This window comes from Escherichia sp. E3659 (genome assembly GCF_005781135.1).
Taxonomy (GTDB): Bacteria; Pseudomonadota; Gammaproteobacteria; order Enterobacterales; family Enterobacteriaceae; genus Escherichia.
In genome coordinates this window covers 20155-45145 of record NZ_VATQ01000008.1, presented here as the reverse complement: position 1 = coordinate 45145, position 24991 = coordinate 20155, and the positions used below count along the sequence as shown (strand labels likewise).

Sequence of the window (24991 nt, the reverse complement as noted above, 5' to 3'; positions counted from 1 at the left end):
AAGAAGAGATTAACGAGCCGGATGATGAACGGCGTTAAAACCCAGTTTACACAGTAATGCCGCCGCGCTGGCGTCATCACAGATCACATACAGAGACGACCATTCACGGCGCTCAAGGTAATTTTTGCGCAGTTTATCGAACTCACCCGGTATTCCGGCGACTTTACGCAGCGGTGCGTCGTCGCGGCGCACATCATACACCAAATGCACCAGCCTTTTTAGCGTCGGCTGATCGAGCGGACCATGCAGCGTGATGCGGCCAAACTCCGGCGCGGGCAGTAAAGTATCCAACGCCACGTGCTGTTCATGACCAATAAACTTGCTGTAAGCTTCAAACACTTGCGTTGTGCCGCGAGCTTTGCCTTCGAGGGTATAGCCCGCGATATGCGGCGTGCCGATATCCACTTTTTGCAGCAGCTCGACGTTGAGTTCTGGCTCGCCTTCCCAGACATCCAGCACCACGCTTAACTTCTGACCTTCATTCAGGCAGGTCAGCAGTGCGGTATTATCGACAACGGCACCACGGCAGGCGTTAATCAGAATTGCCCCCGGCTTCAGGCTGCGAATCAGTTTTTCATCCGCCAGATGCCGCGTTTTGTAGGGACCATCTTTAAAGAGTGGCGTATGGAAAGTCAGAATGTCTGCTTGCGCGACCAGTTCATCAAGAGGACGGAAATCCCCCTCATCCCCACGATCGGCGCGTGGTGGATCGCAAAGTAATGTTTTGATCCCCCACGCTTCCAGCCGTGCCTGTAACCGTCGCCCGACGTTGCCGACGCCCACGATCCCCACGGTACGCTCGTGCAGTGAAAATCCATCGCGTTCGGCAAGCATCAGCAGTGACGAGAAAACATATTCCACTACCGCAATCGCATTGCAGCCAGGTGCAGCAGAAAAACCAATTCCCGCCTGCTTTAACCACGCTTCATCGACATGGTCCGTCCCCGCGGTCGCGGTGCCAATAAATTTTACCGGTTTTCCTGCCAGCAAAGATTCATTCACTTTCGTGACCGAACGCACCATCAAAGCATCTGCATCATCCAGTTCAGCAACTGGAATTGGACGCCCCGGAACCGCTTTCACCTCCCCCAGACGACTAAATAATTCGCGGGCATAAGGCATATTTTCATCAACAAGGATTTTCACGTTTGTGGTACCTGTATGAGAACGAGAGTTAACCGGACAAGTGTGCCATAATCTCGCGGCCAGGCATACTTGCGATGATTTCAGGTATAAGGATACGTAATGATACAACCAATTTCCGCCCCTCCTGGGCAACCACCGGGTCAGGGGGATAAACTGTCGTCTGGCGCAGGCAATCAGCCTTTATCCAGCTTACAACGTACAGTGCTGGAAAGTTTGATAACCAAAGTGACTTCGCTGACGCAACAGCAGAGCGCGGAATTGTGGGCCGGTATAAAGCACGACATCGGTCTGCCAGGAGATTCACCGTTACTTTCACGCAATTTCCCCGCCGCAGAACAAAACCTTGCACAACGTTTACTGGCCGCGCAAGAAAGCCATTCTGTCCGCCAGCTTTTGGCGCAATTGAGCGAGTACTTACGGCTGGGGAATAATCGTCAGGCGGTCACAGATTACATTCGTCATAACTTTGGTCAGACGCCGCTGAATCAACTCTCACCGGAGCAATTAAAAACCGTCCTGACGCTGTTACAGGAAGGGAAGATGGTTATCCCGCAGCCGCAACAGCGCCAGGCGACCGATCGCCCTTTGCTACCGGCAGAACACAATACGCTTAAGCAACTGGTGACTAAACTCGCGGCGGCAACAGGAGAACCCAGCAAACAGATTTGGCAATCTATGCTGGAACTTTCTGGGGTAAAAAATGGTGAGTTGATCCCGGCAAAAATGTTTACCCACCTGGTTACCTGGTTGCAGGCACGCCAGGTGTTAAGTCAGCAAAATACACCGACGCTGGAGTCGCTTCAGATGGCGCTAAAACAGCCACTGGATGCCAGCGAGTTGACAGTATTATCGAGCTATGTTGAGCAAAAATATGGCCTTTCTCAGCAATCAGCCCTGACTTCCGCACAGGCCGAGGATATCCTCAACCAGCTTTATCAACGGCGGGTGAATGGGATTGAACCGCGAGATATTCAACCGTTGCTCAATCCCTTTACGCCATTCATTAACACGATGCAAGAAATGGCCATGCGCCCCAGCCTGTGGATATTGCTGACCGCCATCATCGTGATGTTGGTCTGGTTATTGAGTTAACCACGACGAAATGACAGTATCGTCACGATAATCCCCAGCACCGCCGATATCGCCCCGGCAAGGAATACCGACGAGTAGCCAAATGTGGTCGCCAGGACACCTGCCAGTGGCCCGGAAACACCGAGGGCGATATCCTGAAACGCCGCATAACCGCCGAGCGCAGTACCGCGAACCTGAGACGGAACGCGCTTAACCACTTCCACACCAAGCGCCGGGAAGATAAGTGAACACCCTGCCCCGGTTAACGCCGCACCAGCTAACGCCACCCACGCGCCAGGCGCTTGCCAGAGCAGCAACAAACCTACCGTTTCGACAAGCAAAGAGACAATCGCCACTTTCACGCCGCCAAAACGGTCTGGCATCCAGCCGAACATCACGCGCATCACGACAAATGCGCCGCCAAATGCGGTGAGTGTAAAACCTGCCATCGCCCATCCTTTGCTGGCAAAGTAGAGCGATACAAAGGTTCCGATAACCGCAAAGCCAACTCCCTGAAGCGCCAGACCAAGACCCGGTTTCCAGATAAGTCCGACAACGCTCCACAGCGATGGACGTTCTCCCGCCATTGCCGGTACTTTGCGGACTGTGCCGTTACAAGCCCACGCCAGTAAAGGTAATGCCATTGTCGTAAGCGCCAGTGCGGCAAAACCGTAATGGCTATGAATCAACAAGCCAAGCGGTGCGCCAACAGCGAGGGCACCGTAAATAGCCATTCCGTTCCATGACATCACTTTGCCTGAGTGTTTCGGCCCGACAATGCCCAATCCCCAGGTCAAAGCGCCCGTCAGCAACTGGCTTTCGCCAAATCCAAGAATCAAACGTCCGACGACCAGCAGGGCAAATTTAATCGGTGCGGAGACAGGCAAAAGCGCCGCCAGCAGCAGCGCGCCGCCAGCCAGACCACAGGCGAACATACCCTGAAGCGCCGAACGTTTTGCACCATATTGATCGGCCAGCCGTCCGGCGTAGCCACGCGTCAGTACCGTAGCCAGAAACTGAATGCCGACGGCAATCCCGACCATGGTGTTGCCATAGCCCAGTTCATGATGAACAAACAGCGGGATAACCGGCAACGGCAGCCCTACGGTCATGTAGGTTAGAAAAACCGCAAAAGCGATGCGGAAGAGCGAAAAATTGGCAGAAGATCGTGTTTCTGTTTGGCTTACAGCAGTCATGCATTACTCCAGAATGCAGCGCAAGGCGAGGAGTCTCCCCGTCTCATCTCTCTGGTTTTCAGGGTTACGGTGCGTTGGCAGGATTTAACGCGTATGTCTTTTCAGAAGGAAATCGACAAAGCGGGAAGTTTGCCTGGAACAGGCGGCGATTGTCAATGATGTGAAAAAGGGAACCATCGGGTTCCCTTTTTCTTTAGTGCCGGAGGCAGCATTGCCGCGTAACGTCGGATGCGACGCTGGCGCGTCTTATCCGACCTACTCCGACCTACTGCGAATTAATCTTTCAGCTTACGCATTACCAGCGTGGCGTTGGTGCCGCCGAAGCCGAAGCTGTTAGACATCACGGTGGTCAGTTCGCGATCGGTCGTTTCGGTCACGATGTTCAGACCCGCAGCCTGCTCGTCCAGCTCTTCAATGTTGATACTCGGGGCGATAAAGCCGTGTTCCAGCATCAGCAGAGAGTAGATAGCTTCCTGTACGCCAGCAGCACCCAGAGAGTGACCGGTCATTGCTTTGGTTGCAGAAATCGCCGGGCTCTTATCGCCGAACACTTCACGGATAGCCGCCAGCTCTTTCACGTCGCCAACCGGAGTCGAAGTACCGTGGGAGTTCAGGTAGTCGATTGGGGTATCAACACCGTGCATCGCCATCTTCATGCAGCGCACTGCGCCTTCGCCAGACGGAGCAACCATGTCTGCGCCATCAGACGTTGCGCCGTAGCCAACGATTTCAGCGTAGATATGAGCACCACGTGCCAACGCGTGTTCCAGTTCTTCGACCACCACCATACCGCCGCCGCCAGCGATAACGAAACCGTCACGGTGAGCGTCATAAGTACGGGAGGCTTTTTCCGGGGTGTCGTTGTATTTGGTAGACAGCGCGCCCATTGCGTCGAATTCGCAGGCCATTTCCCAGCACAGCTCTTCGCCGCCGCCAGCAAACACGATGTCTTGTTTGCCCAGTTGGATCTGCTCTACTGCGTTACCGATACAGTGTGCGGAAGTCGCACACGCGGAGCTGATGGAGTAGTTAACGCCGTGGATTTTGAACGGCGTGGCGAGGCAGGCAGAAACGCCAGATGCCATCGCTTTAGTGACCACATACGGGCCAACCGCTTTCAGGCCGCGCGGGCCGCGCATTGCGTCAGCGCCGAACACCTGGAAACGCGGAGAGCCGCCGCCGGAACCTGCAATCAGGCCAACGCGCGGGTTATTCTGGTAAGCTTCCGGGGAGAGGCCAGCATCTGCAATTGCCTGCTCCATAGAAAGGAATGCATAAATGGATGCGTCGCTCATAAAGCGCACAACTTTGCGGTCAATGAGGCCAGTGGTATCCAGTTTTACGTTGCCCCAAACGTGGCTACGCATGCCGGAATCCTTCAGCTCCTGAGAGAAAGTGATCCCTGAGCGTCCTTCACGCAGAGATGCCAGGACTTCCTGCTGGTTATTACCGATGCTGGAAACAATGCCCAGGCCAGTAATCACTGCACGTTTCATTCAATACCTCTGTAAGTCGCACATAGAGTAAGTTTCGAATGCACAATAGCGTACACTTGTACGCCGAACAAGTCCGATCAGCCAATTAATAGAGAAATTTGCGCAGCCTGGCACACATCGCTAAGATCGAGCCACCGCCTGTAAGACGAGTAACTTACGTGAAACACTACTCCATACAACCTGCCAACCTTGAATTTAATGCTGAGGGTACACCTGTTTCCCGAGATTTTGACGATGTCTATTTTTCTAACGATAACGGACTGGAAGAGACGCGTTATGTTTTTCTTGGGGGTAACCAATTAGAGGCACGCTTTCCTGAGCATCCACATCCTCTGTTTGTGGTAGCAGAGAGCGGCTTCGGCACCGGATTAAACTTCCTGACGCTATGGCAGGCATTTGATCAGTTTCGCGAAGCGCATCCACAGGCGCAATTACAACGCTTACATTTCATTAGTTTTGAGAAATTTCCCCTCACTCGTGCTGATTTAGCGCTAGCGCACCAACACTGGCCGGAACTTGCGCCGTGGGCGGAACAGCTTCAGACACAGTGGCCTTTGCCCCTGCCCGGTTGCCATCGTTTATTGCTCGATGAAGGCCGCGTAACGCTGGATTTATGGTTTGGCGATATAAACGAACTGACCAGCCAACTGGACGATTCGCTAAATCAAAAAGTAGATGCCTGGTTTCTGGACGGTTTTGCGCCCGCGAAAAACCCGGATATGTGGACGCAAAATCTGTTTAACGCCATGGCACGACTGGCGCGTCCGGGCGGCACGCTGGCGACATTTACTTCTGCCGGTTTTGTCCGCCGCGGTTTGCAGGAAGCCGGATTCACCATGCAAAAGCGTAAGGGCTTTGGGCGCAAACGGGAAATGCTTTGCGGGGTGATGGAACAGACATTACCCCTCCCCTGCTCCACGCCGTGGTTTAATCGTACGGGCAGCCGCAAACGGGAAGCTGCGATTATCGGCGGTGGTATTGCCAGCGCGTTGTTGTCGCTGGCGTTATTACGGCGCGGCTGGCAGGTTACGCTTTATTGCGCGGATGAGGCCCCCGCGCTGGGTGCTTCCGGCAATCGCCAGGGGGCGTTGTATCCGTTATTAAGCAAACACGATGAGGCGCTAAACCGCTTTTTCTCTAATGCGTTTACTTTTGCTCGTCGGTTTTACGACCAATTACCCGTTAAATTTGATCATGACTGGTGCGGCGTCACGCAGTTAGGCTGGGATGAGAAAAGCCAGCATAAAATCGCACAGATGCTGTCGATGGATTTACCCGCAGAGCTGGCTGTAGCCGTTGAGGCTAATGCGGTTGAACAAATTACGGGCGTTGCGACAAATTGCAGCGGTATTACTTATCCGCAAGGTGGCTGGCTGTGTCCGGCAGAACTGACCCGTAATGTGCTGGAACTGGCGCAACAGCAGGGTTTGCAGATTCATTATCAATATCAGTTGCAGGATTTATCCCGTAATGATGATTGTTGGTTGTTGAATTTTGCAGGTGATCAGCAAGCGACGCATAGTGTGGTGGTACTGGCGAACGGGCATCAAATCAGCCGTTTCAGCCAAACGTCGTCTCTGCCAGTGTATTCGGTTGCCGGGCAGGTCAGCCATATTCCAACAACGCCGGAATTGGCGAAGCTGAAGCAGGTGCTGTGCTATGACGGTTATCTCACGCCACAAAATCCGGCGAATCAGCACCATTGTATTGGTGCCAGTTATCATCGCGGCAGCGAAGATACGGCGTACAGTGAGGACGATCAGCAGCAGAATCGCCAGCGGTTGATTGATTGTTTCCCGCAGGCACTATGGGCAAAAGAGGTTGATGTCAGTGATAAAGAGGCGCGCTGCGGTGTGCGTTGTGCCACTCGCGATCATCTGCCAATGGTAGGCAACGTGCCTGATTATGACGCTACACTCGTGGAATATGCGTCGCTGGCGGAGCAGAAAGATGAGGCGGTAAGCGCGCCGGTTTATGACGATCTCTTTATGCTTGCAGCTTTAGGTTCTCGCGGTTTGTGTTCTGCCCCACTGTGCGCCGAGATTCTGGCGGCACAGATGAGTGAAGAACCGATTCCGATGGATGCCAGTACGCTGGCGGCGTTAAATCCGAATAGGTTATGGGTGCGGAAGTTGTTGAAAGGTAAAGCGGTTAAGGCGGGGTAATCTACTTTGGCATTATTTGTCGGATGCGGCGTAAACGCCTTATCCGACCTACGTGTGACGCGTAGGCCTGATAAGACGCGATAAGCGTCGCATCAGGCATGGTGCTCCCAATGTCAGATGCGGCGTGAACGCCTTATCCGACCTACGTGTGACGTGTAGGCCTGATAAGACGCTGTAAGCGTCGCATCAGGCATGGTGCTCCCAAGGTCAGATGCGGCGTGAACACCTTATCCGACCTCGTGTGACCTGTAGGCCTGATAAGACGCGATAAACGTCGCATCAGGCATGGTGCTCCCAATGTCGGATGCGGCGTGAACACCTTATCCGACCTCGTGTGACCTGTAGGCCTGATAAGACGCTGTAAGCGTCGCATCAGGCATGGTGCTCCAGACGCCAACAACTTACTGCTGTGACGCCTGCTGAAACAGGTGTTCCCACATATCGGTCACCAGCGCCTGGTCACGCGGCGACAACTCACCGGCACCAATGGCTTTTTCCAGACTCTGGCTAACGGTCGTATGCACCGCCTGAGCGGAGTGGTCATCACCACTTTCCAGTTCTGCGATGGCTAATGTCAGGTGGCCACGCAAATACCCACTGGCAAACAACTCATCATCACTGGCATGGTCAACCATACCGTCGATTAATGCCAGAATGCGTGATTCAAACTCCGCGATCATCTTCTTTCCTCATTGTAAAACGTGGCGCCGGCTTCAGTTGAGCGCTTCCGGCCACGGGAACTGTTCCGCCGTAATTTCCGGCGTGTGATAATAATTTTGTAGCGCTTTAATTAAGCGTGCCGGACGTTCTGGAATACCGTTAGCCAGATAATCCATCACCTGCGCATGTACTCGCCGTTGAAACACCACACGATCCGGTTCGAAGTCGCCTTCCAGATTGTCGCAACTGACGTTAAACGGATATCCCGCCGCCACGCAGAACAACCAGTCCAACGCCTGCGGCTTCACTTCAACATCTTCAAACTGACTTTGCGTTTGGGCATCGCGTCCGTCCGGGCAATACCAGTAACCGAAATCAACCAGCTCACGGCGCGCTTTTCCGGCAATACACCAGTGCGAAATCTCATGAATTGCGCTGGCATAAAAGCCATGAGCAAAGACGATTCGGTTATACGGTACTTCCGCATCAGCAGGAAGATAGATCGGTTCGTCGTCGCCTTTAATCAGACGGGTATTAAATTCATCGGCAAAGCAGCTATTAAAAATTTCAATCAACTGCTCATAGTGGTGTGTACTGTTCATTAGTTCATCCCCAACCAGTGGAGGATCTCCTGTCCGTGGCTATCGTAAAGTAATTTGGCACTCATCACCGCCGAGACGATAACGATCATCGGGCGGATCAGCTTTTGTCCTTTGCTCAACACCAGTCGTGAACCCATGCGCGCGCCGAGGAACTGCCCCACCAGCATCACAAAGCCCGTCGCCCAAATCACTTTGCCGCCGAGAATAAACAGCAGTAAACCGCCGATGTTTGACGTTGCGTTGAGTAATTTGGCGTGAGCCGTGGCTTTGGCGAGGTTGAATCCGCACAGCGTAACAAAGGCCAGCGCGTAAAACGATCCGGCAGCCGGGCCAAAGAATCCGTCATAAAAACCGACGCAGCCACCGGCAATTAACGCGAAGGGTAAACCGTACATCCGGCGCTGGCGATCTTCTTCACCCAGCTTTGGCATCAGCAAGAAATAGAGGCCGATGCAAATCACGAGGATGGGCAATATCTGCCGTAATATATCGGCCTGAACATATTGCACCAGCAGTGCGCCACTCATTGAGCCGACAAAGGTCATGGCGATATTGAGTTTCTGATCGCTTAAACTAACCACTTTGCGGCGAATAAAGTAGATAGTGGCGGAAATAGAGCCACCGCAGGCTTGCAGTTTATTGGTTGCCAGCGCGTTAGCGGGAGACATCCCCGCCGCCATCAATGCCGGAATGGTGAGTAACCCACCGCCACCGGCAATCGAGTCGATAAATCCCGCCAGCATGGCGACAAAAAAGAGAACTCCCAGCAACAGCGGGGAAACCATAAACAGGCTATTAAACGTTTCCATTAGATCACGTGCTCATCCAGTAGCGCCTGGCAGGAAGGCGGCAACGGAGGCGGTGTCTTCTTCTCAGGCTTTGTTGTTCCCGGTTTTGGAGGTTCAAACCAGCTTTGCAGTTCTGCCCCGCAGCCATCGCCCGGTGGCGGTAAAGGTTGATCTTCACACTCCAGACTATCGGCAGGACAACGTAATCGTACATGCATATGCGCGCGATGCTGGAACCAGGGTCGCACTTTGCGCAACCAGTCGCGATCGGTGCCGGCATCAAGGCAAAGTTGTTGTTTAATCGCCGGATTAACAAAAATGCGCGTGACGTCTTTGTCCTGGGCGGCGAGTTTGATCAAGCTGAAAATTTCCGGCTTCCACAGCGTGGGGACAACGTGTTTACCGTCGCGGGAAACCAAATCTAACGCTTGCGGACGCAAGAGTTGCGCGGAGGTCCAGCGTGTTTTCGGCAGTTGCAGGAAGATATCGACATCCAGTCCGGTCTGGTGGCTGGCGTGACCGCCGTTGAAACGCCCACCAGCGGGCATTCCCATATCGCCAATCAACACCGTACCCATGCCCAGATTGCTCACCTGGCTACTCAGGCGCTGGATAAACATCACCAGGTCCGGGTGACCGAAATAGCGACGCTGATCGGTACGCATGACCTGATAATGTTCGGACTGTATCGGCAACGTGTCAGCGCCGACGATACAACCATTGGAAAAACTGCCTATCGATTGTGCACTACCCGGCACAGGTTGGGTTATTTTTTGCCACGGCGTCGCTGCCAGGCAGGCGCTACTGGCAAGCAGGGCCAGCAGCGCAATCGCGGTTTTGTTCATTTTTTACCAGCGTGGAATATCAGTCTTCACATCGGCATTTTGCGCCCGTTGCCGTAACAGGTGATCCATTAAAACGATCGCCAGCATCGCTTCAGCGATCGGCACTGCGCGGATCCCGACACAGGGATCGTGACGGCCTTTAGTGATCATCTCAACTTCTTCGCCAAAGCGGTTAATGGTACGCCCCGGCACGGTAATGCTGGAGGTCGGTTTCAGCGCCATATGGGCAATGATTTGCTGCCCGCTGCTGATACCGCCAAGAATGCCACCTGCGTGGTTGCTCTGGAAACCGTCTTTAGTGATTTCGTCGCGATTCTGGCTGCCGCGCAGCGCCACCACGTCAAAACCGTCGCCAATTTCCACGCCTTTCACCGCGTTGATACTCATTAGCGCATGGGCGATGTCGGCATCCAGGCGGTCAAAGACCGGCTCGCCAAGTCCGGCAGGAACGCCACTGGCAACAACGGTGACTTTCGCGCCGATGGAGTCGCCCTCTTTTTTCAGCGCGCGCATCAGTTCATCTAACGCGTCGATTTTGTCCGGGTCCGGGCAGAAGAACGGATTTTGTTCAACCTGCGACCAGTCTTTGATTTCCAGCGGAATGTCGCCCATCTGGGTCAGGCAGCCGCGAATCTCAATGCCAAATTTCTCAGCGAGATATTTTTTGGCAATCGCCCCTGCCGCTACGCGCATGGCGGTTTCGCGGGCGGAAGAACGTCCACCGCCGCGATAATCGCGCAGACCGTATTTTTGTTCGTAGGTGTAATCAGCATGGCCAGGGCGGAAAACGTCTTTAATTGCGCTGTAATCCTGAGAACGCTGGTCGGTATTTTCGATCAACAAGCCAATGCTGGTGCCGGTAGTAACGCCTTCAAAAACACCGGAGAGAATTTTGACCTGATCCGGCTCGCGGCGCTGGGTGGTATAGCGCGATGTCCCAGGGCGACGACGGTCGAGGTCATGTTGCAGGTCCGCTTCCGTCAGCGGAATGCCTGGCGGAACACCATCGACGATGCAGCCGAGCGCCAGCCCGTGCGATTCGCCGAAAGTGGTTACGCGAAAGAGTTGTCCAATTGTGTTTCCAGCCATCACGGCTCCGTTATTGTTGTGTTTGCATTTTTATACTCTAAATAATTCAAGTTGCAGGAAGGCGACAAGTGAGTGAATCCCCAGGAGCTTACAGAAGTAAGTGACTGGGGTGAACGACAAATCCGCATGGAGCGGATTTGAACGCTACTTGTAGCGGCCCCGTAAGGGGTGAGGCCCATGGATGGGCCGAATAACCCGCTGACGCAGCACATGCAACTTGAAGAATGACGAGTAAATTTAATCTTTATAAATCGCGAAATGTTCACGGGCCGCCAGCAGCTGCTCTTTGGTGAGCATAAACACACCATCGCCACCGTTATCAAACTCCAGCCAGGTGAACGGAACATCCGGATATTGTTCCATAAGATGTACCATGCTGTTGCCCACTTCACAAATCAGCACACCATCATCCGCAAGGTAATCTGCCGCGTTACCGAGAATGCGGCGCGTCAGTTTCAGGCCGTCGGTGCCAGATGCCAGACCCAGTTCCGGCTCGTGGCGGTATTCGTTTGGCAGGTCGGACATATCTTCCGCATCGACATACGGCGGGTTAGTGACAATCAGGTCGTACTGCACTTTCGGTAAATCACGGAACAGATCGGAACGAATCGGGATGACGTTATGGATCAGGCCGTGTTCTTCGATGTTCTGTTCGGCAACCGCCAGCGCGTCTGGAGAGATATCCACCGCGTCGACTTCCGCTTCCGGGAAGGCATAAGCACAGGCAATAGCGATGCAGCCGCTCCCGGTACACATATCTAAAATGTGCTGCGGTTGCTTGCTGATGAGTCCGGCAAATTTATTGTTGATCAGTTCACCAATCGGCGAGCGCGGCACCAGCACGCGTTCATCGACGTAAAATTCATGGCCGCAGAACCACGCTTTGTTGGTCAGGTAAGCCACCGGAATGCGCTCGTTGACGCGGCGGATCACGCGCTCAACAATGCGGTGTTTTTCGCTGGAGGTCAGACGCGCATTGCGCATATCTTCCGGAATATCCAGTGGCAGGTAGAGCGAAGGCAACACCAGCTGTACGGCTTCATCCCACGGGTTATCGGTGCCGTGACCGTACCAGATATTTGCCGCGCTGAAGCGGCTAACCGACCAGCGCAACATGTCCTGAATGGTTTGCAGCTCATTTACTGCTTCATCAACGAAAATTTTATCCACGTATTCCTCCAGGGCATGATCGCAATAATTTCGGCGGCTAGTTTGCCATGAAGATGACGATAAATCAGCATTCACGCGCGGTGAGTGAGGAAAAATACGTTTAAAACGATCGATTGCGCGGCGAGTCGGGTAAACTGTAGGAAAATTAAAAATAGAGACGCATAAATGAAAAAGAAAACAACACTTAGCGAGGAGGACCAGGCTCTGTTTCGCCAGTTGATGGCGGGAACTCGCAAGATGAAGCAGGACACGATTGTCCACCGACCGCAGCGTAAGAAAATCAGCGAAGTGCCGGTTAAGCGGTTGATTCAGGAACAGGCAGATGCCAGCCATTATTTCTCAGATGAGTTTCAGCCGTTATTGAATACCGAAGGCCCGGTGAAATATGTACGCCCGGATGTGAGTCATTTTGAGGCGAAGAAGTTGCGCCGTGGCGATTATTCGCCGGAGCTGTTTTTGGATTTACACGGTCTGACGCAGCTACAGGCCAAACAGGAACTGGGCGCGTTGATTGCCGCCTGCCGCCGTGAACATGTGTTTTGTGCCTGCGTGATGCATGGTCACGGGAAGCATATTTTGAAACAGCAAACGCCGCTGTGGCTGGCGCAACATCCACATGTCATGGCATTTCACCAGGCACCGAAAGAGTACGGCGGTGATGCGGCGTTGCTGGTGTTGATTGAAGTGGATGAGTGGCTGCCGCCGGAGTTGCCCTGAACGTTTTAACCCGCTTCAGACTGCCGAGCTGCAAAAATGCACAGTAGCATTAGGCATAATAATATAATTTAACGTCGCCTCCCATCGGAGCAAAAGATTGCCGGAGGCGACGCGACAATAGAGGTCACAACTCATTTAAAATATACTGAAAGCGACAAGATGAATCTATCGGTTGCATACTACTTGTATCTACTCGCACTACTATATCGTGGAGTTTTTTATCAGTAACTGCTTGCTCTATTGGCGTCACCGTCACTTTAGCGTTGTCACATCCATACGAAGAGAAAGTGATTAAACCAGAAACGAACCGACAATAGTCACCGCGCCTATCCATAACACTGCTATCGCATAATTTATTAGATTCCATTAAATAGGTAGAGACAGTTTTTTCAATAAACCCTCCCGTAGAATGAAGGCTAATGCCAAGATTATGATTGACACGATTCTCACTCCAGGAAACATCAAATGTATCTACAGGCACAGTCGGGCATACCGTACTATTGGCCGTTGGTGCGCGATAAGAAGCGCCGTAGTCCGTGACCACACTGTATACCGATGCCAGCCAGGGGCAACCAAAATCATCTGCGGCATCAATAGTAATGCTGAATGTCAGATATTGACAATTTCGACCACTGGGCAAACCAGGGCATTGGGATGCGCCTGCATTACCAAAGCCAACTATTTGTATAATGGGAGCAGCTCCGGGGCCAGACCACTGATCTGTCACCAGATAATCATTATTTCTGGGGACAGCATGCGGGTCATAATATTTCGCTGTATAAGCACCATTTCTTGGTGAAATTATAGTAAAATAAAACTCCATCGTAGGATTAGATTGACCGCTCGCGCCATACAGCACATCAACACTACCAAACGTAACACTTGCCTGTACACTGGTACTACTAAGCCATGTAATCAGCAAACAAAATAATATCCATATTGTCTTCATATTATAAATACTCAAAAGTTGCCGTCGCTGTAGCAGTGAAATTACCGAGCGTCACATCTCGCCCACTTTTTGCCTGAACCCAGGTGTTAAAAAGCAATGTATTACTGCCATCACTCAAAACAAACGTCGCACCAGAGTTATTATTGATCTTCACTGGGACACCATCCACTGTCTCAATACCAATACCCACACCTTGCGCCTGTGAGTCTGAATCAAGAGCTAAAAATCCAGGTTGTCCGGTATCCTCTGTGCCCGTAAATGTCACCTTAACGCTATTTTGTGATTGTGAAGACCCCTTACAGTTTTCTAGCTCAAAAGCCATTGAGACTTTACCTGACTGCATTTGTGTACTCAGATCTCTTGAGCTAATCGTCGGAAAGCGAACTTCTGCCAGTAATCCTCCAGGAGCGACCAACGTGCATGATTTATCAATCAAATTTCCGGTGAAATGAAGGTTGTTTTTCGCGCTCGTCGCTGTTCCTTGAGCTAACAACACTAGCCCCAGTAAACTCCCCGCTGTATATCTGGTGTAGTAGGTTTGGTTTCTTGTCATTGGTAATCCACCTGTAATGTGGCATAGGCTTCAAATGCCCCTTCACTGAGCACCGCTCCGCTTTTTTTCACCAGTACCGCATGTAGTTTCGGCAGATTAGTTTTTGAAATATTTATCGCCTTTCCCTGTTGAAAACGCTGACCGTTTTGCTGCAATTCGACCCCCAGCCCCACCACGTCCGTCTCTACCGCAGAGTCATTAAAATCAGTTTCTACTCCCGTCCAGGTCAGCTTCATTTGTATTCCCGTATCGGTATTCTCAGAGTCACATTCAACGCTATAAGGCACTTCTCGTTTATAGTTATCACCAGAGATGTCACTAATAATGACCTCATTAAATGCAATCTCAATCGTCTTATTTTCACTGACGATGCATGTTGGCGGCGCTATCAAATTGCCATGAAACGTTATATCTGGAGATGAGCTAACCACCGTTGCGTAACTTACCAGCATGATAAAAAATGCGATCTGTTTCATTGATAATCAACCACCATAGTTGCAGTAGCACTGAATGCAGAAGATACCAGCGATACCCCATTCTGCTTCACGGGTACAGCTTCAAGCGTTGGTTGGTTATCGATGCTAAATGGTAGCCAGGCACTGCTTCCTACCGTAATAAGCGAGTCATTCGTAGCGTTTTGAATACGAATACCAAACCCATCAATACCTGTATTAAGCACAGTTTCACCATTGATGACGCTTGTAGGACCCTGCAACTGCATACGTAAGTCATCCGCACCAGTAAGTCGTTGCCCGCAGTCCAGCTTGTAAGTTACTGGCTGCAAATACTGGCTGCCATCTATACGCCTGATGAGCACATCCCCAAAATCGACATCGCTCCCCGTAACGGTACATGGTGGAGGCCCATCTACCTGTACACGTAAAACCATATTTACTGGCTTACTGCCTGCGTAAGTCAATTCCCCTACCGTAGTGCAGATCAGCAGCCCCCCAACCATAGTCAGTAGAATATTTTTCATCCGTTATCTCTTAACCTCATCCCTTGAGACTTTGATCTTTATCCACCTGGCATGTGTTGCCGTCACAGCGGAAAAAGAGTGGCATCCGTGCGCCAAAGTCGTTGACGTAAGTCAGCACCGGTACGCTATCCATTTTCACATTCAGCGGAACTGTGGTTTTCGGCTCAATGACCAGAGGCGAGAACCCCGTAGCCGGATTACCGTTTTTCTGCGCACTGGCGTTGCTGATAATCACGTAGTATGGCGTCGGGTTATTGACGGTAAATGCCTGACCGCTGCGGGTTAAAGTAACTTTATGCTGCCACGGACTTTTCATGCTGGTGTTTTCCAGCGCCTTTGGTCGCCAGAACAACTTGATACGCGTTTGCAGCGCGATTTGCAGGGTGTTGGGTTTGTCTGATTTTGGCGGGATCTCGCGCACGTTGAAGTAGAACATGCTTTCACGATCGGCAGGTAATTTGTTGATATCCGGCATTCCCTGCACTTTTACCTGCCCGTTCATCATTGAATCGATGCGTTGCACTGGCGGCAGAACGGTTAACGGCGAGCTGATCTTGTTACCCTTTTCATCTTCAATCCAGCTTTGAGCCAGATAAGGGAGTTTCGGATCGTTATTGCGCAGCGTCACGCTGATTGATTTGTCGCTTTCATTAAATATCAAACGGGTACGATCTGGCGTTACAGATGCCTGGGCAGACAAACTGGCAGTGCTGAGCAGTAACGCCAGCGTCGTAGCACCCAATTTGGCAGAGCAAAGTAAATCAGACATGGATCATTCCTTAATCACGTTATTGGTTAGCTGAAATAGAAACAGGGGGATTGCCAGGTGTCACCTGCTGCGTCTGCTCCTGAATGACAGGCTTTATGTCATCAGGAACAACCGGCGCGACGTTTCCTTTATGCTGGCATGGTAGTAACAAGCCGTTAAACAGATCGGCCGGTAACGGGTCCGGCAGGTTGATATCGCAATGTGCAACACCACTCCAGAACACGCTCATATGTTCGCCTGGTTTCACCCCAGCCAGATAAACATTGCCGTCATCATCGACGAGGCCCACTGTCTGCTTGTTATCATTTTTCACTTCTGCGCCAAACGGTGGATGGCTGCCATCTTGTAAACGCAGCACAGCCATCGCTTTTTGACCACTGATGACAGCAAATTTGCGGTAGCCAATGGCTCCTTCAGTTAGCGTGGCTTGCACCACCGACTGGGTTGCTTCGGCGTTTTCTGGCAGTTTGTTGAGGTCGATATACGCCTGATTGCGGTAATAGTTATTGACGTCAGAAACGACGGCTTTACCAAACATATTGGTATAAACAGCAGCTCCGTTACCTTCCACCGGAACATCGGCAACACCATCGGCATCAATCAACAGGCGTGTCCCGCCCATATTCTGGGTACGGTGAAGCGCGCCGCCTTGGGCAGTAAGCGTCGCGCCACCCTGTAACGACAAGCCCGCAGAGGTGTATTGCCCTTCATGGTAGTTCGCGCTGAGGTCAACCTGCGCCAGCGAACCATCATGGCTGTAGTAGCCATCAACGCTGGTGTGTTTGTCACTGGTGCCGACGTTCAACTGATAGTGAGTCGCGTCATCGACACGGCTGAAATAACCGACCTGACTGCTGTCCGTCCCACTTCCATAGTTGCCGTTATAGCTAACGGTGCTGTTATCGCCCCACGGCATACTGAGCGAAATGTACATGCCCTTATCCGCCCTGTTGTCATACTCGTAGCGGTAGCCAGTCAGGGAAACGCTCATATTGCGAATGCTACCCATATTGAAATAGTGGGAGAGCATGATGTTGTAGTTTGTCTGCTCCTCGCGATCCCAGTAAGTATGGCGGGTATAGTTGAGATAAACCGAAACACCCGCATCGCGGAAGTTCTGGTTATACGTGGCGGTGTACATCTCTTTGTCGTTGCCCGTGCGGACCATTTCGCTGTCACTGGCATCCAGGTACTCGCTCATGGTCATAAAGTTCTCTTCCGAGAAGCGATATCCAGCGAAGGTGACGCGACTGTTAAGCTGGTCAAAGTCTTTGGAATAACTCACACGGAAGGAGTTACCGTCCAGCGAACCTTTGCCATAAGCGGTGTCTTTATCCAGTTTGGTATGCGAGTGGGTAACATCAAACGCAACCGCGCCGAACGTAGACAAATCGCGACCGATGCCAAGTGCCGCAGACTGATAGTTTTTGTCTCCCAGCGCGCCGCCATATAGCGACCAACCGTTAGCGATCCCCCAGGAGGCTTCAGCACCAGAGAAAAATCCCCCTTCGACATGGTGACCCCACTCTTGCGGACGTCCCATCATGACTTTATAGCGAACCTGGCCTGGGCGAGTGAGGTATGGCATCGAGGCGGTGCTGATGTCATATTCCTGCACCTGGCCGTTCTGTTCTTCAATGCGAATATGCAACGTACCGGAGACGGAATCACCAAGATCCTGAATACGAAACGGCCCAGCCGGAACCTGCGTTTCGTAAATCACACGCCCCATCTGGCTGACGGTCACTTTTGCTGTGGTGTGTGCCACGCCGGAAATGTCTGGCGCGTAGCCGCGCAGGTTGGGAGGCAACATTTGATCGTCAGTACTGACACTGCCGCCAACATAGTTAAAACCGTCGAAAATATCGGAATTGAGGTAATCTTCGCCCAGCGCCAGTTTGGCTTTCAATGACGGTAACGCCCGCCAGGCATAGTAGCGACTCCACTCCCATTTTTTTTGTGTGTCATCGCCGCTAAATTCATCGTCATCATCATTACTGCGAGTATGTTGATAGTCGGTCTGCCAGTCGGCACGCACACGCCACGGCCCCAGGTTAACCCCGACCGTCCCGTTGCCGCTGATCTCGTTAGAGTCATCACCGCCATTTTCTTCGTGTCGTGTTTGCGCAGTGATGCTGTAGTCCGCGATGATCCCGGAGATGCCATCATCCCAACGAGAAGGCGGATCCCAGTCGGGCCAGGTATATTCGAGGTAAGCCTGCGGTAATGAAATGACTAATGCGGACTGGCTTAAATCAGCCTTAATTTCCATGCCTTCCAGTTGACCGGGTTTCAGGCATTTACCATCGTGGCTCCATTGCAGATTTTTCGCCACATCTTCTTTTAAACCAAACTGCGCCACCAGGTCCGGTGTCAGACAAGCATAAGTTTTGCTCGCGTCATCTTCACCAGCGTACCAGTAAATATCGTGCTCTTCCGCCAATGGCTGTTTATTTAGTTGAACCTGTAAATTGTATTTTCCGGGCTCAACATATCCCTGACTGGAAAAACGCTTCAGATCAATTTTCGTGTCGCCTTTTAATTCCAGAAAACGGGAATCAAACTGAATGTCGTCTTCAGCCCAGACACTGCTATAACTCCCTGACATTGCCAGCGCAATGCACCACGGAAGTATCCGTAATCGAAAAAGAGAATGGTCAGGCATACACGTTTCTATCCGTTTTTATTATTGTTCGGTCAAAATCCATTTAAATACCCCCATAGCATTGTCACTATGGGGGTACGCCTTACAGGTAAGTAATCTGGAAGGTGGTATTTGCTTCGAAATTACCCAGATCTGGCGCAGCAGCCGCGCCGACCAACCAGGCTTTAAAGTTCAGTGTCTGCTTCGCTTTACCTCTGTTGGTGGAAGTATCTTTCACGATTTTCTGGTCAATACCCATGCCGCTTTTATAAGAGGTTCCCAGAGAGTCACCGATCGCCAGGCTAACGTTGTTAAATGCCGCACCCGTATCGGTATTGAAAATGGTGTAATAATTGCCGCTGTTCGCAGAAGAAACCGTGCCAGTGAAGGTGGTGGTCATTGTTTCCTGAGTATCAAATACGCAATCTTGCAGGCGAATCTGGAAGTTTTTCGGCGTGGTGGTGCCGTTGTTTTTCAGTTTTTCTGCACCGATATCACCCATATCGACTTCCAGTTTGTGATCGTCCGGGACGATAGAACACACAGAGTCTTCGATGGTGCCGTAAAAACGTGCAGTACCGTTGTTGCCCGCAGCGATTGTTGCAGTAGAAGTGAACGCACCCATCACCATTGCCGCAGCAATAGCTGTTTTAACAAACTTACTCATTATTTGTCCTTAAACTATAAATAATTGAAAATATAAACATTGCAATACATTGATTCAGTCAATAGTCAATGTTTATACCCAGCCATTGAATACGGCATGCGATCCAAAAAGAACAGGTCGTAGAAAATTGTATTCGTTGGTGTGGGGTAGAATAGTGATGGTACCCCTCCCCTAATTCAACTTAATTTTACTAAAGAGTAAATGTAGATTTAATTAATATATTGACAGGGGAAAGATTATCTTAAGGATATCCTCAGGAAACACGAAGTATATATTTAGAAAAAGCAGGAAGCATATCAACAATGAATATCGAAAGATTAAAAAACAAACAATGAACATATAATGCGATTGGCATTTACCCGCTTTTGACGATATAATATATAAACACTATAGCCATAATTTAATCAAGTTTCAATTACATCCTGCCTGATTATTCAACTCGATTATCTCTATTAATAAATGATAATGAGCGTCAAACAGATATTCTTCATTTCACCATGTAACTTTGAGCAAAATCAAGACGCGCAGAAGAATAATTTCCGAATGAAAGAAAAAAGTGTTTTATTTATAGATGGGGAAAGTCTTCGATAGCAGTGAGGTTTACAAACATCCGCAGCCTGATGAGCAATTATGCCCAATGAATCAACCTCATCGGGCATAATTTGGAACTCATCAGATAGCTTTTGCCATCTTCAGATTACACGGGCTCATCTGCCAGTTGAATGTGCCGTTTCCGCTTTCATCAAGCGTTACGCAGGCAATAGCCGAAGTGGTAAACATAGGCGGCGTTTCGCCCGGACATAACTCGGCAACCAGATATCCGACTAACGGTAAGTGGGAGATCACCAGTACCGAAGCAACACCTTCATTGGTCAACGCCTGCAGATAGGCACTGACCAGACCAACATCGCCGCAGGGCGTTAACTCCGGCAGAACTTCTGTACTGGAAGGCAGGTTCAGACAATCCCCTACTTCGTCCAGTGTTTGCTCGGCTCGCAGGAACGGGCTCACCAGAACGCGTTCGATTTCCACTTTTTGACCTTTCAGCCAGTTCGCCATCAGGCGAGATTCGTCACAACCGTTAGTGGTCAGAGGACGAACCGAATCACTGGCGGCATCGAGGGCTGCGTCGCCGTGACGCATGATAAAAACTTGCATATTGCACCGCTTTTGTTAACCAGATTCGCCCGTCTTGTTTCATCTGAAACCAGAGAAACGAGACGGTGGCCGGCATTGTGCCTTATCCATTCACCGAATGAAACGCTGTTTTTTACCTCAATGGCGCAAGTATAGTCAACATGCGTTTACATTTTGACCAATACTCCGCCATTCAGCGCGGATTCATATAGCTTTGACCCTTTTATTGAGGGTCAGTTGCACTTGTTTTCCAAAAACTCTCCCCGCGCTCGCTCATCTCTAATAAACGCTCGCAAGGGGTAAAACGAGAACCATACTGCGTGGCCAGTCGTTGCATTATTGCAACGACTTCCCCCGCGCCGAGAGCATCGATATATCGGAACGGGCCACCAAGAAACGGCGGGAAGCCTATTCCAAATACCGCGCCAATATCCCCATCACGCACACTTCGGATAACCTGCTCGTCCAGACAACGTACTGCTTCATTCAGCATCAACATCACACACCGTTCAGTAATCTGCGGTGCGGAGAGTCGCCCCTGCCCTTGTACACCAATTAGCGGGTAAATGGCGGGATCGACCTGTTTTTTGCTTTTACGCCCTTTTTGGCCATAAAGATAGAAACCTCGGCCATTTTTTCTGCCTTTGCGATCATCATTCAAAATTGAAGAAACAACATTTGCAGGCGCGCTAAAACGTTCTCCATAAGTTGCTTCCAGTACAGGAATAATTTTAGTCCCGGTATCAATTCCTACCTCATCCAAAAGTTGGATTGGCCCCACCGGAAAACCAAATTTCACCAGCGCGGCATCAATATGCTCAACACGTTCGCCTTCGGTCAACATACGGATAGCTTCATTAATATACGGCGCTAAGATGCGATTGACATAAAACCCAGCTTTATCCTTTACCACAATCGGCGTTTTGCCCTGTTTTTTCGCCAGTTTTACCGTGGTGGCGATGGTTTTCGCCGATGTCCCCGCATGAGGGATGATTTCCACCAGCGGCATTTTTTCCACCGGGCTGAAGAAATGCAGGCCGATAACTTGCTCTGGTCGCGTGGCGTGAGCGGCGATATCGCTAATCGGTAAAGAGGACGTGTTCGAGGCAAAAATGGTATGAGAAGCGCAATTTTGCTCCACTTCCGCCACCATCTGTTGTTTTAATTCGAGATTTTCAAACACCGCTTCAATAATCAGATCTCGATGGGCAAAGCCGCGATAGTCCGTCGTTCCCGAGATTAATGCCAGTTGCTTGTCGCGTTCGCTGGCTTTGAGATGACGACGGCGTACTTTACCCTCCAGCTGATCCCAACTGTATTTCAGCGCATGATTTATGCCCTGGGCATTGATATCTTTAATTCTTACCGACAGACCTGCTTTACAGGCAGTAACGTAGGCAATTCCACCGCCCATCAACCCGCCGCCTAAAATCCCCACGCTGTTTAATGGCGCAGGCGGCGCATCACTGCCGGGATCTTTCTTCACTTCCGTACTGGCAAAAAAGATATTGCGCAGCGCCTGCGATTGCGGCGTCATCGCCAGTTCACCAAACGCCCGAGCTTCGGCGTCATAGCCACTGCTGGTTCCCTGCGCTAAACCGGTTTCAATAACGTCAAGAATGCGTTTTGTTGCTGGATAGTTACCCTGAGTTTTTTGCTCTGTTTTCTTGCCTACCATTTTGAACAACAATGCACGACCTAACGGCCCCGCCAGAATTCGCTCGCGTACAGGTAGAGGGCGGGAAGATGGACGATCCTGCTTTGCCAGCTCAACAGCGGCTTCCAGCAAAATGGAGTGCGGAACGACGTCATCCACCAGCCCCAGCTTTAACGCCTGTTTCGCCCGAAGTTGTTTTCCGGTGAGGATCATCTCTAATGCTGTGCTGACACCTGTCAGGCGTGGCAAACGCTGAGTTCCGCCTGAACCTGGCAATAATCCAAGCTGAACTTCCGGCAAGCCGAGCACAGTTTTAGGATCGTCAGTACAGACGCGGCCATGACATGCCAGCGCCAGCTCCAGCCCGCCACCCAGGCAAGCGCCGTGAATAGCGGCAATAACCGGAACAGGCAGAGCATGAATCTCCGCCATCAACTGTTGGCCCTGCCGCGCCAGAGCTTCCGCTTCTTGCGCCGTTTTGCAGTTGCCGATCATGTTGATATCTGCGCCAGCAATGAAGTTATCTGGTTTAGCGGAGACAAACACCACGCCGCGCAACTCTTTGTTTTCGCGAAGTTGCTTAATAATGGCGCGCACCTGCGAGGCAAATTCCGCCTTCAGGGTATTCATTTTCTCGCCCTGAACATCAATGGTGATAACGGCAATGTTGTCCAGACGGACATTGAGGGTAAACGCTGATGCCATTTCCATTATTCCGCCTCCACAACCATTGCCGCGCCAAGCCCACCTGCGGCACAGGCAGTCACCAAACCAAACCCACCGCCACGACGCCGCAGTTCATGTAAGGTCTGAGTAATCATCCGCGCGCCGGTCGCCGCGAAGGGATGCCCGTAAGCAATCGAACCGCCAAGCACGTTAAATTTGCTATCGTCCACTTCGCCAGTGGCATGTGCACGCCCCAGTACTACACGAGCAAAACGTTCACTACTCAGCAACTGAATATTCGCCAGTGTCTGAGCTGCAAAGGCTTCGTGCATATCAATCAACGTCAGATCGGCCATTGTCAAACCAGCACGTTCCAGCGCCAGCGGTGTTGACCAGGCCGGACCGAGCAGCATGTCCTGCCAGACATCAATAGCGGTAAATGCGTAGCTGCGCAGATATCCCAGCGGCACCAGCCCTAATTCTTTCGCCCGGGATTCAGTCATCAGGATCACCGCTGCCGCGCCATCGGTCAGCGGCGTACTGTTTGCCGCCGTTACCGTTCCGTGTTTGCGATCAAACGCCGGGCGCAGCTTTGCGTAATCGGCAAGCGTGGAATTGCCGCGAATATTATTATCTTCCGCAAGAGGCTGTTTATAAGGCGGGATATAAGCGGTCATGACTTCTTCTTTTAATTTACCTTCTGACCACGCCTGGGCGGCACGTTGATGCGAACGGTGGGCCAACGCATCTTGCTGTTCACGGGTGATGCCGTACGTTTTCGCCATTTGTTCGGCGGTGTCGCCCATCCGTAATCCAGTGGAGTATTCCGCCACTGCCGGAGGCACCGGCATTAAGTCACGCAAACGTAAGCGAGAAAAAAGTTTCAGGCGCTGACTCATGGTTCGAGCTTTGTTGGCATCAACCAGCACGCGCGCCAGTTTTTTACTGACGCCAATTGGCAATACGGAAGAGGAATCTGCCCCGCCGGCAATCCCCGCTCGAATAGTTCCCGCCATCAGGCTTTCTGCGACGTTTGCAACCGCCTGGAAACTGGTAGCGCAAGCGCGGCTGACGCTGTAAGCATCGGTATGCACATTCATTCCAGTGCCGAGAACAATTTCACGCGCAATGTTGGGCGCTTCCGGCATTTGCACAACCTGACCGAAGACCAGTTGCTCAATCACTTCTGCGGGAATTTCGCTGCGTGCCAGCAATTCGCCTACGACCATCTTCCCCAAATCAACAGCAGGGATGCCATGAAAAGCCGTCGCCTGGCGGGCAAAAGGCGTACGTAACCCGCTAACGATGGCGATACGATCGCCCTGACGGGTAATCAGCGGTAAAACCTGACCCATAACCTTCCCCTGTAAAAAAAGACATAAAGTGGTCTGACCTGATCATAGTCTTAACCATTTTTTTACATTTAGCCAAGCGGAGAAAAGGGAAAGTGGGAGCTATGACACAGTGAAGACAGGAGAAAGAAAAGAAAACGCCCCTGCCTGTTGCTGGCAGGGGCGTACGTACCCGAGAGGAATTAACGCAGACCCAGCTGGAAGATCAGCATTTCAGCTTCGCAGGCAAAAGTGAAATCGATATCCAGGCGCACACCGTCAGACTCTTCAGTGAAAGTCGGGGTGATTTTGCACGGTTCGGATTCCACGCTACGGGCTTTTTCAGTCAGCGCCGCCAGCGTTTGTTCTGCTTCTGCGCGGTTTGCAAACACGCGGCTATAAGACGCGGTGCAGTCGGAGTTGTCCATAATGGTGCCAACATCCATACAGCAGCAAACCGGGGTTTCATCAGCACTACATTTACTCATCGTTGATTTCCTCTGTATGTGCACCTAAGGTGCCAGATAAACGTTGCGGATATTTTACGCTTCTGAAAAGTGCCACTCCAGTTGTTAATTCTGCAAAATCGGATAAGTGACCGAAATCACACTTAAAAATGATCTAAAACAAAATTCACCCAAATCTATGAGTGCGCCACCTCCAAATTTTGCCAGCTGGATCGCGTTTCTTAGAT

General features: G+C 51.3%; 23 protein-coding genes. 3 read left to right on the top strand and 20 right to left on the bottom strand.

Going from position 1 to position 24991, the window contains the following annotated elements:
- Positions 1-9: 9 nt before the first annotated feature.
- Positions 10-1146: a 4-phosphoerythronate dehydrogenase PdxB gene (gene pdxB, locus FEK47_RS08420; RefSeq protein WP_135487474.1), complete on the bottom strand. Its 1137-nt coding sequence runs from the start codon at positions 1144-1146 to the stop codon at positions 10-12.
- A 99-nt stretch (positions 1147-1245) separates the two neighbouring features.
- Between pdxB and flk the strand changes: the two genes are divergently transcribed.
- On the top strand, positions 1246-2238 hold the full coding sequence (gene flk / locus FEK47_RS08415; RefSeq protein ID WP_130216936.1) for a flagella biosynthesis regulator Flk: 993 nt from the start codon (positions 1246-1248) through the stop codon (positions 2236-2238).
- Here flk and FEK47_RS08410 read toward each other — a convergent pair.
- Both FEK47_RS08410 and fabB read right to left on the bottom strand, forming a co-directional pair.
- Positions 2235-3413 (bottom strand): MFS transporter, encoded by a 1179-nt coding sequence (locus FEK47_RS08410; RefSeq protein ID WP_130207268.1) that lies wholly within the window; start codon positions 3411-3413, stop codon positions 2235-2237. The genes flk and FEK47_RS08410 overlap by 4 nt on opposite strands.
- Positions 3414-3688: 275 nt before the next feature.
- Positions 3689-4909, bottom strand: a complete 1221-nt coding sequence (gene fabB, locus FEK47_RS08405; protein ID WP_000817178.1) for a beta-ketoacyl-ACP synthase I — start codon at positions 4907-4909, stop codon at positions 3689-3691.
- A 158-nt stretch (positions 4910-5067) separates the two neighbouring features.
- Between fabB and mnmC the strand changes: the two genes are divergently transcribed.
- Positions 5068-7074 (top strand): bifunctional tRNA (5-methylaminomethyl-2-thiouridine)(34)-methyltransferase MnmD/FAD-dependent 5-carboxymethylaminomethyl-2-thiouridine(34) oxidoreductase MnmC, encoded by a 2007-nt coding sequence (gene mnmC, locus FEK47_RS08400; protein ID WP_135487473.1) that lies wholly within the window; start codon positions 5068-5070, stop codon positions 7072-7074.
- 401 nt (positions 7075-7475) lie between these two features.
- Here the strand turns inward: mnmC and FEK47_RS08395 are convergent, their stop codons facing one another.
- The 6 genes from FEK47_RS08395 to prmB all read right to left on the bottom strand — a co-directional run bounded on the left by FEK47_RS08395 (position 7476) and on the right by prmB (position 12228).
- Positions 7476-7754 carry a YfcL family protein gene (locus tag FEK47_RS08395; protein WP_000559761.1) on the bottom strand — a complete coding sequence of 93 codons (279 nt, stop codon included), beginning with the start codon at positions 7752-7754 and terminating at the stop codon, positions 7476-7478.
- Positions 7755-7787: 33 nt separating this feature from the next.
- On the bottom strand, positions 7788-8336 hold the full coding sequence (epmC, locus tag FEK47_RS08390; RefSeq protein WP_135487472.1) for an elongation factor P hydroxylase: 549 nt from the start codon (positions 8334-8336) through the stop codon (positions 7788-7790).
- Complete coding sequence (locus FEK47_RS08385; protein WP_064526496.1) at positions 8336-9145, bottom strand: sulfite exporter TauE/SafE family protein; 810 nt, start codon at positions 9143-9145, stop codon at positions 8336-8338. The genes epmC and FEK47_RS08385 overlap by 1 nt, the downstream gene beginning before the upstream one ends.
- Positions 9145-9969 (bottom strand): penicillin-insensitive murein endopeptidase, encoded by an 825-nt coding sequence (mepA, locus tag FEK47_RS08380; RefSeq protein ID WP_001043792.1) that lies wholly within the window; start codon positions 9967-9969, stop codon positions 9145-9147. The genes FEK47_RS08385 and mepA overlap by 1 nt, the downstream gene beginning before the upstream one ends.
- A 3-nt stretch (positions 9970-9972) precedes the next feature.
- Positions 9973-11058: a chorismate synthase gene (gene aroC / locus FEK47_RS08375; protein ID WP_001297933.1), complete on the bottom strand. Its 1086-nt coding sequence runs from the start codon at positions 11056-11058 to the stop codon at positions 9973-9975.
- Positions 11059-11295: 237 nt separating this feature from the next.
- Positions 11296-12228 carry a 50S ribosomal protein L3 N(5)-glutamine methyltransferase gene (prmB, locus tag FEK47_RS08370; protein WP_135487471.1) on the bottom strand — a complete coding sequence of 311 codons (933 nt, stop codon included), beginning with the start codon at positions 12226-12228 and terminating at the stop codon, positions 11296-11298.
- A 165-nt stretch (positions 12229-12393) separates the two neighbouring features.
- Between prmB and smrB the strand changes: the two genes are divergently transcribed.
- Positions 12394-12945 carry an endonuclease SmrB gene (smrB, locus tag FEK47_RS08365; RefSeq protein WP_135487470.1) on the top strand — a complete coding sequence of 184 codons (552 nt, stop codon included), beginning with the start codon at positions 12394-12396 and terminating at the stop codon, positions 12943-12945.
- A 124-nt stretch (positions 12946-13069) separates the two neighbouring features.
- Here the strand turns inward: smrB and FEK47_RS08360 are convergent, their stop codons facing one another.
- From FEK47_RS08360 to FEK47_RS08310, 11 genes are all read right to left on the bottom strand, one after another.
- Positions 13070-13909, bottom strand: a complete 840-nt coding sequence (locus FEK47_RS08360) for a StfH/YfcO family fimbrial adhesin (protein WP_240727844.1) — start codon at positions 13907-13909, stop codon at positions 13070-13072.
- Entirely contained in the window at positions 13896-14447 is a 552-nt protein-coding gene (locus tag FEK47_RS08355; protein WP_000197766.1) for a fimbrial protein, read from the bottom strand. Before FEK47_RS08355 ends, FEK47_RS08360 begins: the two co-directional genes overlap by 14 nt.
- Positions 14444-14923, bottom strand: coding sequence for a fimbrial protein (locus tag FEK47_RS08350; RefSeq protein ID WP_000809301.1), 480 nt, complete (start codon positions 14921-14923; stop codon positions 14444-14446). The genes FEK47_RS08355 and FEK47_RS08350 overlap by 4 nt, the downstream gene beginning before the upstream one ends.
- Positions 14920-15405, bottom strand: coding sequence for a fimbrial protein (locus tag FEK47_RS08345; RefSeq protein ID WP_012767747.1), 486 nt, complete (start codon positions 15403-15405; stop codon positions 14920-14922). Before FEK47_RS08345 ends, FEK47_RS08350 begins: the two co-directional genes overlap by 4 nt.
- 37 nt (positions 15406-15442) lie before the next feature.
- Positions 15443-16195, bottom strand: a complete 753-nt coding sequence (locus tag FEK47_RS08340; RefSeq protein WP_135487469.1) for a fimbria/pilus periplasmic chaperone — start codon at positions 16193-16195, stop codon at positions 15443-15445.
- Between the two features lie 19 nt (positions 16196-16214).
- Entirely contained in the window at positions 16215-18860 is a 2646-nt protein-coding gene (gene yfcU / locus FEK47_RS08335; protein WP_135487468.1) for a fimbrial usher protein YfcU, read from the bottom strand.
- Between the two features lie 82 nt (positions 18861-18942).
- Positions 18943-19506: a fimbrial protein gene (locus tag FEK47_RS08330; RefSeq protein ID WP_135487467.1), complete on the bottom strand. Its 564-nt coding sequence runs from the start codon at positions 19504-19506 to the stop codon at positions 18943-18945.
- Between the two features lie 672 nt (positions 19507-20178).
- Entirely contained in the window at positions 20179-20664 is a 486-nt protein-coding gene (gene sixA, locus FEK47_RS08325; RefSeq protein ID WP_135487466.1) for a phosphohistidine phosphatase SixA, read from the bottom strand.
- A gap of 202 nt (positions 20665-20866) precedes the next feature.
- Positions 20867-23011, bottom strand: coding sequence for a fatty acid oxidation complex subunit alpha FadJ (gene fadJ / locus FEK47_RS08320; protein ID WP_135487465.1), 2145 nt, complete (start codon positions 23009-23011; stop codon positions 20867-20869).
- Positions 23011-24321 carry an acetyl-CoA C-acyltransferase FadI gene (gene fadI / locus FEK47_RS08315; RefSeq protein ID WP_138183160.1) on the bottom strand — a complete coding sequence of 437 codons (1311 nt, stop codon included), beginning with the start codon at positions 24319-24321 and terminating at the stop codon, positions 23011-23013. Before fadI ends, fadJ begins: the two co-directional genes overlap by 1 nt.
- 179 nt (positions 24322-24500) lie before the next feature.
- Positions 24501-24785, bottom strand: coding sequence for a YfcZ/YiiS family protein (locus FEK47_RS08310; protein WP_001296261.1), 285 nt, complete (start codon positions 24783-24785; stop codon positions 24501-24503).
- Between the last annotated feature and the right edge of the window lie 206 nt (positions 24786-24991).